Genomic DNA, 13606 nt, shown 5'->3' with positions numbered 1-13606 from the left:
ACCGCTAGTCGCTGTCGCTGGCTCGCCGGTAATGCGTGAACTACTTCACGTCCCAGTGCGCCAGCGCCGGGTGTTTCCCGGATGCTGCCCACCGCAGGGCCTCGACTTCGGGCGGAATCTCGGTCAGGCCGTTCATCGTGTTCAAGGAGATCACCTCCAGCATCGGGCAACCGGCGAACGAGGGCAGCCCGGTGACCTGCCTGAGCTCGAACAACGACAGATACCGCAGCGTCGCGATCCGTCCGACCGCCGACACGTCACTCAAGCCACGAATCTGCCACAACCCCAGGGCCTCCAGCGAGCCGAGCTCCGGCAAGGCGTCGAGATCCTTGGTGCCGCCTCCGATGAGGTTGAACGCGGCCAACTGTTGCAGCGGTCTTAGCACGGCAAGGTCGGATAGCGTGATCGACCGGAACTGCAGGGCCCGCAACCCGGTCATCGTCCCGACGACCTCGATGTCCTTGGTAAACCCGGTGAGGTCCAGCAGTTGCAGGGTCGTAAGGTGCTCGATCGCCCGCAGACTCAACCGCTTCTTGGTCTTCCCCAGCTCCAGCGACACCAGATCGTCTGGCAGGTGCCGCAACCCATCGAGACTTTCCGCCAGGTAGTGTGCGCCCTCAAAATGCCGGATACGCGGGAAATATCGCAGATACTCGAAGTCGGTGAAGCTGTTCTGGTAGTACGAGTACGCCCGCAGCGTCACCCGTGGATAGCCGCTCAGAAAGTCGCTCAGCCGCTGGTATTCGTCCGTTGTCAGGGGCTGATTGAACTGCACGACCTCGCAGCGCTCGTCCATCGGCGCCAGCATCTCCGGGGTCAGGGGCGAGGCCACCTGCCGCCGGTCCGGTGACAGCTGCACCTCGTCCATCCAGCTCCCTCGGATAAGTAAGCCCGCACCCGACGACTGTCGATTCATGTCGCCGATCTGCGACTGGTCAGCCTAGCTGGGGGTGTCGCCGACGTGCATGCCCACTACCGCGGCAGCTTGACAGAACCGTAGGGACACCCCCCGCGCTCCGGATTCCGCCGTCCGTTCATGTCCCGGCTCGGCGAAGGTGGTGAGGACCCGGAATGCGTCACGGGGATGTGACCGCGAAGGGGCGTGTTGGCAGGTAGGGCGCGGCCGCGTTGCTACCCGGCCGACAGCGGCCGGGACGGCGCCGGGCTGGCGCGACCGTCGCGCGGGCGGGGAATCCGTGACAACTTTCGAACTCCCTCCCTCCTGTCGGGCACCGGCACGCGATGATGCCTGTATGGCGAGTACATCCGACGACGGGCGTTATCCATCGATCGAGCCGCACGAGTCAGGCATGCTGGAGGTCGGCGACGGCCATTCGCTGTATTGGGAGGTGTCGGGCAATCCCGACGGCAAGCCGGCCGTGGTGCTGCACGGCGGTCCCGGTTCGGGGAGCTTTCCCAGGATGCGGAGCTTGTTCGACCCGGACCGCTACCGCGTGGTTCTGTTCGACCAGCGCAACTCCGGGCGCAGCACGCCTTCGGCCGCCGATCCGGTCGTTGACCTGTCGGCCAACACCACCCAGCACCTCGTCACCGACATCGAGGCGCTGCGGATCCACCTGGGAATCGAGCGCTGGCTGGTGTGGGGTGGCTCGTGGGGCGTCACACTCGCGCTCACCTACGCCCAAGCGCATCCCGAGCAGGTGACCGAACTGGTACTCGCCGCCATCACCAATGGTGACCGACGCGACACTGACTGGATCACCCGCGACATGGGCCGCGTTTTCCCGCGCGAGTGGGAACGGTTCCGCGACGGCGTGCCCGCCTCCGAACGCGACGGTGACCTGTCGGCCGCCTACAGCCGGCTGCTCCACGACCCCGACCCCGAGGTCCGGGCCAAGGCCGCACGCAGGTGGTGCGAGTGGGAGGACACGCACATGTCGCTGGCCCCCGACGCCGCACCATCCTTGTCGGTTGCCGACCCGGCATTTCAGCTGACCTTCGCCCGCCTCGTCACCCACTACTGGTCCCACGGCTGCTTTCTGGACGAGGGCCAGCTACTGCGTGACATCGAGCGGCTCCACGGAATTCCTGGCGTGTTGATCCACGGGCGTTACGACATCAGCGGTCCACTCGGCACGGCCTGGGCGTTGCACCGGGCCTGGCCCGGAAGCGAGCTCGTCGTTCTCGACGACACCGGTCATAACGGCGGCAGCATGACCACCGCGATCATCACCGCCACCGACCGCCTCGCCCAAGACCAGGACGAGTAGCCGTCACGGCCCCCTGCCCCGCTAACCGACCCACGGAGGCCCTGATGGAACATGACGAGGACACAACATTGATCACCCGCTCGCTGGACGACCTCGAAGAGGGTGCGTGCCGGATAGCCCCCGGCGCCTACCAGGACGCGACCGAACGCACGCGCCGGCTTGACGCCCTCCAGCACGGAGGGCGGCCGCTGAAATGACAGGACCGGGAGTTGTGGAAAGAGCAGACCACTGCCTGGAACGCCGTCGCTCAGTGGCGGAGCGACCTCATCGAGACCGCCCCGCCCGTCGCGACGTCGTGGTGGCCGGGGGCGTGGCTTGGCTTCTCCACCGCCCGGCGATTCGGCTACCGCGGGCTGCCCGGCCAGATCGACGGTCTGAACGTCTGGCCCACCGAAACCGCCGCCCACGCGGGGGCCCGGATCGGGCACCCGCCGAGGAGTGGACCGTCACCTGGACACCAACCGCCCGCAACGACATCGAAGAAGTACCGCTGGACCAGTCCTTCTGGGCCCAGCCGTCGCAAACGCCCCCCGGGTCGCCGGCCCCGCGCAAGCGTTCGCAGAGGCCAGGACGCCGATAGCGTGGCGCTACTCGACGACCTCGCGACAAGGTCATCGAAGATCTGGGAAGCAGCCGAAGACGCATACCGACTCTGGACCGCGCTTCCGTGCTCGTCAAGGACGCCCCCGTCGCGTATCTGGCGCAGCGCGAACTGCCGCTCGTTGCATCGAGGAGCGCGTACGGCGATACTCGACCAGGTGGTCGGGAAGCAGACGACCGTGAATTGCTGCAACACGTGCGGACGTCGGCTGGGTATCAGCGGTTCGCCGCAGCGCGTCATCGCGTTTTGCACCTGGCACTGCCTCTGGCAGGGCATACGGACCCTGTGGAACTCCGCTGAGTACCAGGCGTCACTCTCGCGGACAATGGGGCTGACGAACACCATGGTCGGTGACCTGGCGCAGCACAGGGCCGCGCACAACGAACGCGGTGACTGACAATCGAGCCGTGAGCGCCCTGTTCTGAGCCCCGTGAGCGGCACGCTCGCGACGCGCACCACTTTACGGTGCCGGACAGCGCCGAACCCGGTACGCCCGGCACGACGCCGTCCTGACATCGCACACGGGCTCCGGCCGAACGACCGTTTTCCCGAAACCGTGCCACCATGATCAGTCTCAAACTCATGGCATTTCTTCAGCGGGCGTGAGCCAGATGCCTGCGGCGGCCGGGCAGCATGGGCTAGTCCACCCGCCTGCCCAAGCGTCCTCATCGCGGCATGAGAGTGCGTTTGCGCTCAGAGGCGAGCGTCCGGGTGGCACCATCCGGTGAGACGATCCATGAGCTCCAGCACATGATCTTTCGGCGGGATCCTCGTAGCGTCGGTTGCTGCCGGCTGCTGCGCGGCCTGGTCGAGCAGCGTCAGGTCGACGAACTGGTCTCGCTGTCCCGGCGGCTGCACGACCACGGAACCCTGTGGGAGCTCAGGAAACTCGCCGGCAACCCGGCCCCGGAACACCACACCTTGATCCTGACTTTCGCCTGCTGATCGGTCGCTCCCCGACAGCATTACTGCGGCCTGGGAGCGCAACCGACCTCCATCTCGGCAGCCTCTTCAGCCTGCGCCCCACTCCACTGACCGGCACCAACCTGGAGGCGGGCTGCCCTCTTTCCTAAGCGTGGATCACAATGGGCTTTCCGTTGCCGAATCTCGTGCAGGAGGCGCATCTCCAGGAGCATGCGGCGGCACGCGTCGCCATCGACCATGTCAGGACGCCACCGACGAACACGGTTTCGTCTGAGCCCCCCGACGAGCGACTGAAAAGCTTGCCGTTCATCGATGCCCCGTCGTACGAGACTTCGCCGTTGAAGGTCGCGCCGTCAAACCAGGCGGTGCTGAAGGTCGCTTCGCGGAACCACGCTTCGCTGTTGAAGGTCGCCCCGTCAAACCAGGCAACGCGAGTAAAGAGCGCTTCGTCAAACCAAGCGTCGCCGTTGAAGGCCGCCCTGCGGAACACGGCACCGTCATTGAAGGTCGCCCTGTCGAACCAGGCAGCGCTGGTGAAGGTTGTCCCGCTGAACCACGCGCCGCCGCTGAAAGTCGTTTTATGAAACCGGGCGTCACCGGTAAAGGTGGCTTGGCGAAAGCTGCTGTTTCTGATCCGGGCGTCGGTCAAGTCGAAGTTGATGAGCTGGGCACCGGCTAGGTCCAGGTCAAGTGGCCCCCAGTAGGCGGAGCCGCTGTCGGGTTTGAGGTGCTCGCCGAGGAGGCGCTGGACGGCGAGTCGGACTTCCCGTTCCTGCACGCTCTCGCGGTAGTTGTCGCGCTGTTCGGTGCCGGCGCTGTCGTCGCGGCCCAGTTCGTTCGGGAGGTCGAAGGGCATGCGCAGGTAGGCGCAGAAGACGTTGACGATGGTCTGGCGCTGGGTCTCGTTGTCCTGGGCGAGGCGTTCGAGAGCGTAGAGGCCGCCGAAGCGAACCGGGGCTTTGTCGGATCCGAGCTGTTCGACGGCTTTGAGGTAGAGCTCGGTGATCCGGCGCTCGATCGCGTCGGCTCTGGCGTCGTCAGCAGTCCGTTCCTGGTGCGCCTGGGTGACCGCGGCGACGTCCTGTTGGTGAGCGAGGGCGCGTTCGCGGTTGTCGAGGTCGGCTTCAGTGGAGTGCTGGCGGCGCCAAGCGAGGTACAGCGCGACCACGCCGCCACTGCCGACACCGATGCTGAGCCCGATCTTCAGCGCGTCCAACCGTGCCTTGATCAGATCCGCGCCGGTGAGCCCGGCGGTGGCCGGCCACCACAGCACGATCACCGCGCCCGCGGTCAGCACAGTGATCACGCCCGCAGTAGCCCACATCGTGGTCCGGGTCAGCTCAGGCAGCCGCTTCACCGAAGACGGTGCGGAGCCCTGGGCCGAGGAACTGCTCGCGGCCGCCGGCCGCCCATCGTCGGTCATAACATTCATCGTGGCGGAAACCAGTGAAGACTTTGAGGAAATCGGCGGGGATGCCGCAAGACCCGGGCACGCCCGACCGTTCACACGGCATTTGGCGTAGTGCGACCTCAGCGGGGATACTCCGTCGGTCACTCCGCGACGTCCGTTCGGATGACAATTCCTGCCCGGACGATCGTCCACATCGGCTTGTCTCGGCGAGCTCCGGTTGGGAGCGTGACGGGATGTACTCCCGGCACGTCAGCGACCGAGGAACGTATGACACCGACTGCGGCGAGCCGAAGACATCTCCGTTGTGAGTTCTCACCGCTCGTGACATGACGATCTTGTACGACTTGGGCGTTCTCGGTTTGTCTCACGGTGTCGTCACGATAGTCAGTCTCAACTCTTGGCATTCCTCGGCTGAGCTGAGCCTCGCGGCTGCGGCGACCGGGCAGCGTGGACTGGTTTAGCCGCCTGTCCGAAGGTCCTCATCGCGGCATAGACAGATGTTCTGCGTGTCGGTGCTCCACGAAGGAACGCCCCCTGATGCGCTGTCGGGCTTGGTGTCCCATCGCACGAGGAGGACGTTCATGGGTAACAGTAGTGGGATCTCCCGAGGTGACCGCAACCGCAACGCTCGACTGGCCCGGCTCCGCGCACTGGTCCCCGCTCAGAACGCGATCGTGGGCATCGACCTCGCCGACAGCAAACAGATGATCGTCGTCCCGACCATGACTCGAAAGTGCTGGTACGTAAAACATTCCGCTGCCGCGCTTGGGATCTTGGGACCGCGCTGGACTGGGCCGCCCAGCGGGCGAGCACGGCCGGGCACACCGGAATCACCGTGGCATGCGAACCGACCGGACACCGGTGGCGGGTACTGGGCCAACTCGCCGCCGACCGAGGCATGCCGTTGTCGCGGCGGTGTCGCTGTCGAAATGTCCGCGCTTCTTGGTGATTTTCCGGAGCTGGGAGTTGATGTTCTCGATCAGGTTTTTTGTGTAGACAATCCGGCAGAGTTCAGGTGGATAGTCAAGGAATGGGGTGAAGTCGTTCCAGGCGTGCCGCCACACCTGGATAGCGGCCGGGTATTGCGTGCCGAAGTCTTTGTCGAAACGCGTGAGCGCGATCTCGGCTGCCTCGAGTGTCGGCGCGGTGTAGATGTCCCGCATGGCGGCGGCGACTTTCTTCCGGTCGCCATAGTAAATGAATCGCATGGCGTTGCGGATCACGTGCACGACGCAGGTTTGGACCACGGTCTCGGGGAAACGCGCCGCGGAGCGCGTCAGGCAGTCCGGTCAGACCGTCGCAGCAGGCGATCAGGATGTCCTTCACGCCACGGTTCCGCAGGTCGGTGACGACCTTGGCCCAGAACTTCGCCGCTTCGGTCTCGGCGATCCAGAGCCCGAGGGCGTGTTTACGGCCTTCCATGTCCACACCGATGGCCAGGTAGACGACCTTGGAGGTGACCACGCCCTTGTCCTTGCCCCGCTGCTGCCGCAGACCGTCGGCATAGAGAATCGGGTACATCTCGTCCAAAGGCCGGGATTGCCACAACGCGATCTCGTCGGTCACCACTTCGGTCACATTGAAGATCAATTCCTGTGACACGTTCACGCCATATACTTCACGCACATGAGATTCGATGTCCCGCGTGGTCATGCCACGCGAATACAGCGACAGGATCGCCTCGTCAATATTACCCAGCCTGCGTGGGCGTTTCGGCACGATCGCCGGCTCGAACGAACCATTCCGGTCGCGCGGCACCGCCAGCTCGACCGGACCATTCGAAGTGGACACGGTTTTCGGAGACCTGCCGTTCCGGGAATTCCCGGACCCGTTCCCGGCGGGATCTCCTTTCTCATAACCGAGATGATGGGTCATTTCGGCGTCCAGCGCCCGCTCGAGCACCGCCCTGGTCATCTCGTTCAGCAATTCTTGCGCGCCCAGCGCGCCGCCACGCGCATACGCGTCCTTCACCAACGCGTCGAGCATGTCCGGCGGCAGCACACGCGCGAGCGCCTCGTCGGCCGCGGAACCGGAATCCCGATCAGATGTGTCCTCAGTCACAGATAGAGCCTTTCTGGGTCGCGTCCGAGGATCCGATCCTGGTCCATCCGCGGCTTACACGGTTGTCATGACACGGCCCACGGACTGCGCCGAGGTGCTGATCGACGGTGGCAACATCGCCACACCGGGCGGGCCGCCGCCGGAGGTGATGGTCGACGGCACGGGGAAACCCTGCTGCCCGGGCTGATCGACGCACACACCCACACCTTCGACGGCAATCTGCTGTCCAGCCGGTACGAGCCGTCCCAGGAGGCGAGCACCACGAGGAACACCAGGACATGGACACGCCAGCGGCCATCTCGGCCTGTCCGCGAGCCAGGTGTTCACCATCACCCGTGCCGTGCGGTTGCGTCCAGACTTCGGGCGACCGGTCCCCTGGGACCTTGTGCATGTCGAAAACTACGTCCGTGCGGGTTAAGCGGCATGGCGATACTCGTGGGACGACTCTGCCGAGACGGTCCTGTCGGTCTGTGGTGAGGCGTTCGATGTCGGTTTTTACCTAGAGCCCCGAGCGGGGCAGTGGTGTTCACCGTGGATGAGAAGACCCAGGTGCAAACCCTGGACCGGACTCAGCCGCTGCTGCCGATCACCTTCGCCGCGACCGAGAAACGCACCCATGACTATGTCCATCACGGTGTGACCAACTTGTTCGCGGCGTTGGACGTCGGCACCGGCGAAGTGTTCGGCGAGTGCTATTCGGCCCGGGACGGCGCGAGCTTCCTGGCTTTCCTGAAGGCGGCCTCCGGGGTGGCGGGCGCTGGGCCAGAGGGCGCCGGTGTCGTCGAAGGTATCGGGGTCTTGGCCTTCGTGGATCCGGCAGATGATCTCGGCGTAGGACGGGCGGAGACGTTTGGGCAACGCCGCCGAAGTCGCGGAGACCGAGGGGGCAATCTTCGTCGAGGGCACTGGCAGCCAGGTCCGCCTGACCGGTCCCGGCGGAACCGGTGTCACGGACCCTCAGGGCGCTCGTCGAAAGGTCGTGATCACGCTGGAACTCATCGCGCAGGTCGACAAGAGCCTGGACATCACGGGGAATCGGAAGCGCACCACTCCCTGACGAGTTTGTGATCCGAAGGCAGCCTAATTTCCGGCTTGGTGGACGTCGCTCGGCGGCCTTCGGCGGGGCAGGATCGCCGCGCCGCACGCGGCGACCAGGATGATCACCACGGGGATCGTCATGCCGATCGTGAGGCCGAAATTTTCGGCGGCCAGGCCGATCACCGCGGGCCCCGAAAAGAAGCCGAGGTATCCCAGCGTCGACACGTTCGCGATGGTGCGGCTGGGATGCAGGGTGGGCACGGAACCGCTGGCGGTGAAGGTGACCGGCAGGGTGTAGGACAATCCCAGGCCAAGCAGCGCCAGCCCGGCCAGCCCGGCCGCAGTGCTGTCGAGCAGGAGCGCGGCCCCGAACCCGAGGCCGGCAACCAGAGTTCCGGCCAGGAACGGCCATCGAAGCCCGAACCGGTCGATCAGCCGGTCCCCGAGCAACCTCCCGATGAACATCGTCGCGGCGAAAAGACCAAATCCGACCGCGGCCACCGAGGTGCTGGCGCCGGTCTCTTCGTGCAGGTAGACCGTGGCCCAGTCGTTGGCCGCCCCCTCGGCGAGCGCGACGCAGAACGCCAGCAGGCCCAGCAGGATCACCTGGGGTGGCCAGCGGGCGGTGAATCCTCCCGCCCGGTCGCCGGGCAGGACGGGCGCTACCGCGTCGGTCAGCGAGGGCAGCAGGGCACGGCCGCCGACTGTCGCGGCCGCGGCGGCCAGCACGCTGGTCAGTACGAAATGCACCGGCACCGGCAGGTGGAGCAGTTCGGCGAGTGCACCGAGCAGTGCGCCGGCGACGGCACCGAGGCTGTGGCAGGCGTGGATGCCCGAAAGCAGGGCCCGGCCAGTGACCCGCTCAACGGACACGCCGTGGGCATTCATCGCCACGTCGACCACGCTGTTGACCATCGCGAAGACGAACACGGCGGCGGTGAGCCCGGCCAGATCGCCGGCGAGGATGAGCCCGGACAGGCTGGCGGCGAACAGCGGCATCGCCGCGCGCAGGGTGGCGCGGCTGCCGAAGCGCGGGGCTACCAGCCCTCCGAGTTGCAGCCCGAACACCGCGCCGAGGTTCAGCCCCGCCAGCACCACGGCCAGCTCGCCGGCGCTCAGGCCGAGCTGGGTCTTCAGCGTCGGGATGCGAGCGGCCCAGGTCGCGAACAGCAACCCGGTGAGCGCGAAGACGAGTCGCACCGCCCACAACGCCGCCCGGTGCCGTGGTGCCAATGTGGGCGCTGATCCCACCGACATCGGCACTATCCCCTCGCAGTGGCGAACTGCTCGGCGTCGAATCCTGGCCACCAGGCGCGCACACTGTCCTGGGTCGCCCCGAACGCGCGTCCGGCCAGCGCGTGAGCGTCCTCGTCCCGCACGCCACCGTCGCGGGCCACCAGCTGCCCGCTTCGCTCCAACTCGGTGAGGGTGTGCTCGGCGGCCTGCAGCGTGTGGGCCAGGTCGTCGGAGGAGGTGGCCGCGGAGATCATATGCACGCCGCCGTATTCCATCAGCACCCCGCGGCGCAGCAGTCCGCTGTAGAAGGCGTGGCCGGTGTCGTCATCGCAGAAGAGCACCCGGAACATCGACGGCCGGCCGAAGGCGACCGCGGGCACCGAAAACCGGCCGAAGACCTGGTTCAGACCGCGGATCATCGTGGTGCCCGTGGCGCGCATGGCCTCGGTGGGGTCGGTGGAGGCGAACACTTTCAGGCAGGCGGCCGCAGCCGCGTAGGGCGTCACTTCCCGCTGGTAGGTGCTGCCGAAGTAGGCATCCCCCGGCCCGTCGAACACGTCGGCCCGGCCGAGCACCGCGGACAGGGCGAATCCGTTGGCCAGTCCCTTGCTTACGGTGATCAGGTCCGGTTGGATGCCCGCGATCGGGGAGTACCCGCCGAGGGCGTACCGGAAGCCCGTCATCACCTCGTCGAGTACCAGCAGGCAGCCGTGCCCGTGCACCAGTTCGGCCAGCCGTACGTGGTACTCGTGGGGGTAGAACGCGACTTCCGGGGTGAGGATCACGCACGCCACCTCCTCGGCCCTGGTTTCGAGTAGCTCCGCGAGCCGGGACAGGTCGTAGCCGAAGTCGACCGTTTCGGGGTCGCGGCCGGGCAGGCCGCCGAACGCGGTCTGCAGGTGCCAGTCGTGCCAGCCGTGGAAGCCGGTGGTCAGCACCAACCGGCGGCCGGTGTGCAGCCGGCACATGCGGGTCACCGCGGTGGTGGCGCAGGAGCCGGTGCGGAAGAACCGCGCCCGCTCGGCGAACGGGAACATCGACAGGAGCAGTTCCGCGGTCTCGATCCGCGCCGGGGTCAGGGTGTTCGGCACGATGCCGCCCTGGTGCAGCGTGGCGATCGCGGCTTCCAGGACCGCGGGATGGCCGATGCCCAGTGGCGCCGCGCCGCTGCACGAGGTGTAGTCGATGTAGCGCTTGCCGTCGGCGTCCCACACGTGGCAGCCTCGCGCGCGGTCGGCGACCACCGGGAACCGCTTTTCCAGGTCCCAGCGCCGGCTGGCGGTGGAGGCCAGGGATCGGTCGATCAGCTCGGCCATGGTTGTCATGAACGGAGGTCTCCTTGGCTATCGATTGTGGACGGACGAAGTGGACAGTGCGGGCGAGCCGTCAGCGCGGGCGACGGTGTGGTCCCGCCAGGAGCGGTGCGGTTGGTAGCCGAGCACCGCGCGCGCCCGCTCGGTGCACTGGAGCGAGCCGAAGCCGGGCACGAGACCGGACACGGGCGTTTCGGGTGCGTAGGCGGCCAGTAGTTCTTCGGTGGGCCGGTCCATCAGCGTGTCCGGTGCCGCGATGATGAAGTTCTGCGCGCCGTCGATCGGCGCGTCCAGCGCGATCCGGCAGCTGTCGACGACATCGCGGATGTCCACATAGCTCCACAGGTTCCAGCTCGCCAGGTCTGGATCGGCCCACCAGCGTGGTAGCCGGTGGTAGTCCTGTTCGTCGAGGACCACCGAGAAGCGCAAGCCCACCACGGTCAGCTCACCGCGGCGCGCGGCGTGCTCGGCCAGATGCTCCGCAGTCGCTTTGGCCAGCGCATAGCTGTACTCGGGCCGGCGGGGATGCTGCTCGGTCAGCGGGGCGAAATCCGGTGGTCGCTGCCGGAACGGGAAACCCATGACGGTTTCGCTGGAGGCCCATACCACTCGGGGAATGCCCAGCTCACCGGCCGCCAGGAAGACGTTGTAGCAGGACAGGGTGTTGGCGGCGAAGACCGATTGCTCGGCCAGCAGCGGGTACGAACCCCCCTCGGGGGCACCCATTCCGGCGAGGTGCACGACGGCGTCTACGCCTTCGAGAGCGTCCAGGGTCTGCCACAGCTCGCGCAGGTCGGCGCGACGGTAGTTCTCTCCGTAGTCGCGGCCGACGTCGATGCCGCGGACGCGGTGACCCGCCGAGGCCAGATCGGCCAGCACCCGGCTGCCGATTTTCCCACTCGCTCCGGTTACTCCGATGAGCACGATGTCACTCCTTGACTGATCGGGATTGGCGGTGGCGCCCCGCCCTCCTGGACGCCCAGGACGTCCAGCAGTGGCGCGAGCCCGCGGACCGCACCCCGCGGCTGGTTCGGCAGCAGGTACACCTGGGCGCCGATCGCGAGCGCGGCGCCGTCGTTGACCAGGTCGTCCCCGGCCATGACCACGTCCTCGGGCGGAACACCCAGCTCGGCGCAGGCGGTGCGGAACATGGCGGTGTCGGGCTTTTCGGTGCCCTGTTCACAGGACAGCACGAAACTGTCCACGCCTGCCGCGAGCTCGTGGTGGACGAAAGTCGGCCGAATGTCCCAGCCCACGTTGCTCACCACCGCGACCGGCACACCGCCTCGCCGCAACCGAGTCAGGACCTCGGGCACGTCGGCATAGGGCAGCCAGTCCGGGGGCGTAGTGAGCCGGCGGTGCAGCGCCTCGGCCAGCACCTCGCCGGTGCCCGCCTCCCGGAACCAGAACAGCGACGCGTCCCGGTGCGTCACCGGCGATCGCTGGCATCCCTGCTGCGCTTCGCGCACCCGCGACCAGGTCCTGGCCTCCTCGATCCGCGCGTACAGCCGGCGTACCGCAGTCTCGTCGATGGTCATCGCGCAGTCCCGAATCGCGGCACGCAACCAGGAGATGCTGTCGTCGAAGGCGAACAGGGTGTGGTCGAAGTCCAGCAGCAGCGCCCGCGGGGCCCGGGTGCGGCCGGTCACCGAACTCGCACCGCGAGCGCATCGAGGTGGTCGGACGACGCGCGGCGGGGCGGCGAACCGGCCGTCACCGCCTCCAGATCGGCCAGCTGGTGCTCGAACCACCGGGACGGGTTTGCCTCCGCTACCGCGGTGTTCATGGCGCGGGCACGCTCCCGGCGTGCCTTGACAGGCAGTGACAGCGCGAATTCCATGGCGTCCGCCGTCGCCTCGACGCTGCGCGGGTCGGTCAACGGCACCGCGCCGGTGAGCAGGCCGGCCGCGCCGGTGGTGGCGGAGAGCACGGTCACTCCGTCGTTCTTGTTGAGCAGGGCGGCTTCCTGCGCGACCAGGTTCATGCCGTCGGACACCGGATTGACCAGAAGGAGGTCGTGCCCGGCGAGCAGGCCGAAGGCACGGTCCTGGTTCTCGCCCAGATACACCGTGACCGCGCCGGGATACCGGTCGTTGATCTCCCGCACTCGGCGGTGCACCCGCCCGGCGTAGTCGCGGTAGCTGGCCAGCCATTCCCGTGACGGGATCAGGCAGGCGACCAGGCGCGTCTCCATCGCGAACCGCGGGTCGCGATCGAGCAGCCGGGCGTAGGCTTCGAACCCGCGCAGCGCGTTCTTGGCCGGGTCCAGGCGATCGACCCTGGCGATCACCCGGCGCGGATCGCCGCCGCGGATATGCCGTGCCCACCGCCGTACCTCGGGTGACTGCGCACGGGCGAGCACCGCCGCCGCGTCCACGGTCACCGGGTAGGTGCGCACCCACACCGTCCGGTCGTCCACGCGCACGGCACCCGCCGCCCCGTCGACCTCGAAGCCGAGCCGGTCGCAGCACCACAGGAACCGGTGTGCCCACAACGAGCACTGGAAGCCGAGCAGGTCGGCGCCCAGCAGACCGCCCACCAGCTCACGCACCACATCCGGCGCCAGCGCGGACAGCGATCCGGCAGTCGGAAACGGGGTGTGGCTGAAGTGGGCGATCCGGACGTCGCCGCGCAACCGCCGCACCATGTTGGGGGTCAGCAGCAGCTGGTAGTCGTGCACCGAGACGACCGCCCCGGCCGGGGCGTCGCGGGCCACCTCAGCGGGGGGGGGGGGGGGTGGCGGGTGGTGGGCGTTGGGGGGGGTGGCCCCTTACTGTTGGGCGGGGAACGC

General features: G+C 67.3%; 11 protein-coding genes and 1 pseudogene. 4 read left to right on the top strand and 8 right to left on the bottom strand.

All coding sequences use genetic code 11. The features are described 5' to 3' along the window. Positions 1-40: 40 nt before the first annotated feature. Positions 41-868 carry a hypothetical protein gene (locus ACZ6DT_RS10825; RefSeq protein ID WP_465591945.1) on the bottom strand — a complete coding sequence of 276 codons (828 nt, stop codon included), beginning with the start codon at positions 866-868 and terminating at the stop codon, positions 41-43. A 385-nt stretch (positions 869-1253) separates the two neighbouring features. On the opposite strand from ACZ6DT_RS10825, the gene pip reads away from it, so the two are divergent. The 3 genes from pip to ACZ6DT_RS10810 all read left to right on the top strand — a co-directional run bounded on the left by pip (position 1254) and on the right by ACZ6DT_RS10810 (position 3777). Next, positions 1254-2231, top strand: coding sequence for a prolyl aminopeptidase (pip, locus tag ACZ6DT_RS10820; protein ID WP_465591942.1), 978 nt, complete (start codon positions 1254-1256; stop codon positions 2229-2231). 44 nt (positions 2232-2275) lie between these two features. Then, positions 2276-2428, top strand: coding sequence for a hypothetical protein (locus ACZ6DT_RS10815; RefSeq protein WP_465591939.1), 153 nt, complete (start codon positions 2276-2278; stop codon positions 2426-2428). Positions 2429-3582: 1154 nt separating this feature from the next. After that, positions 3583-3777, top strand: a complete 195-nt coding sequence (locus ACZ6DT_RS10810; protein ID WP_465591936.1) for a hypothetical protein — start codon at positions 3583-3585, stop codon at positions 3775-3777. Between the two features lie 124 nt (positions 3778-3901). Here ACZ6DT_RS10810 and ACZ6DT_RS10805 read toward each other — a convergent pair whose 3' ends face one another. Together ACZ6DT_RS10805 and ACZ6DT_RS10800 are read right to left on the bottom strand one after the other, a co-directional pair. Next, positions 3902-5179: a pentapeptide repeat-containing protein gene (locus ACZ6DT_RS10805; RefSeq protein WP_465591933.1), complete on the bottom strand. Its 1278-nt coding sequence runs from the start codon at positions 5177-5179 to the stop codon at positions 3902-3904. Positions 5180-6045: 866 nt separating this feature from the next. Further along, positions 6046-7153: pseudogene (locus ACZ6DT_RS10800) on the bottom strand (IS256 family transposase); the annotation flags it as partial. A 925-nt stretch (positions 7154-8078) separates the two neighbouring features. Here ACZ6DT_RS10800 and ACZ6DT_RS10795 point away from each other — a divergent pair. Further along, positions 8079-8285, top strand: a complete 207-nt coding sequence (locus tag ACZ6DT_RS10795) for a hypothetical protein (RefSeq protein WP_465591930.1) — start codon at positions 8079-8081, stop codon at positions 8283-8285. Between the two features lie 23 nt (positions 8286-8308). On the opposite strand, the gene ACZ6DT_RS10790 is transcribed toward ACZ6DT_RS10795, so the two are convergent. The 5 genes from ACZ6DT_RS10790 to ACZ6DT_RS10770 are packed head-to-tail and all read right to left on the bottom strand — an operon-like array spanning position 8309 to position 13531. After that, positions 8309-9523, bottom strand: coding sequence for an MFS transporter (locus ACZ6DT_RS10790; RefSeq protein WP_465591927.1), 1215 nt, complete (start codon positions 9521-9523; stop codon positions 8309-8311). A 5-nt stretch (positions 9524-9528) separates the two neighbouring features. Then, complete coding sequence (locus tag ACZ6DT_RS10785) at positions 9529-10827, bottom strand: aminotransferase class III-fold pyridoxal phosphate-dependent enzyme (RefSeq protein ID WP_465591924.1); 1299 nt, start codon at positions 10825-10827, stop codon at positions 9529-9531. 18 nt (positions 10828-10845) lie between these two features. Then, on the bottom strand, positions 10846-11739 hold the full coding sequence (locus tag ACZ6DT_RS10780) for an NAD-dependent epimerase/dehydratase family protein (protein ID WP_465591921.1): 894 nt from the start codon (positions 11737-11739) through the stop codon (positions 10846-10848). Further along, a complete protein-coding gene (locus ACZ6DT_RS10775) occupies positions 11724-12464 on the bottom strand; it encodes an HAD family hydrolase (RefSeq protein WP_465591918.1) in 741 nt (246 codons plus the stop codon). Before ACZ6DT_RS10775 ends, ACZ6DT_RS10780 begins: the two co-directional genes overlap by 16 nt. After that, positions 12461-13531 carry a trehalose-6-phosphate synthase gene (locus ACZ6DT_RS10770; RefSeq protein ID WP_465591915.1) on the bottom strand — a complete coding sequence of 357 codons (1071 nt, stop codon included), beginning with the start codon at positions 13529-13531 and terminating at the stop codon, positions 12461-12463. Before ACZ6DT_RS10770 ends, ACZ6DT_RS10775 begins: the two co-directional genes overlap by 4 nt. Positions 13532-13606: the final 75 nt, after the last annotated feature.

This window comes from Amycolatopsis sp. NPDC041971, assembly GCF_055588925.1.
Note: the sequence above shows the minus strand (reverse complement) of the source record. Positions and strands in the feature narration are given on the sequence as shown.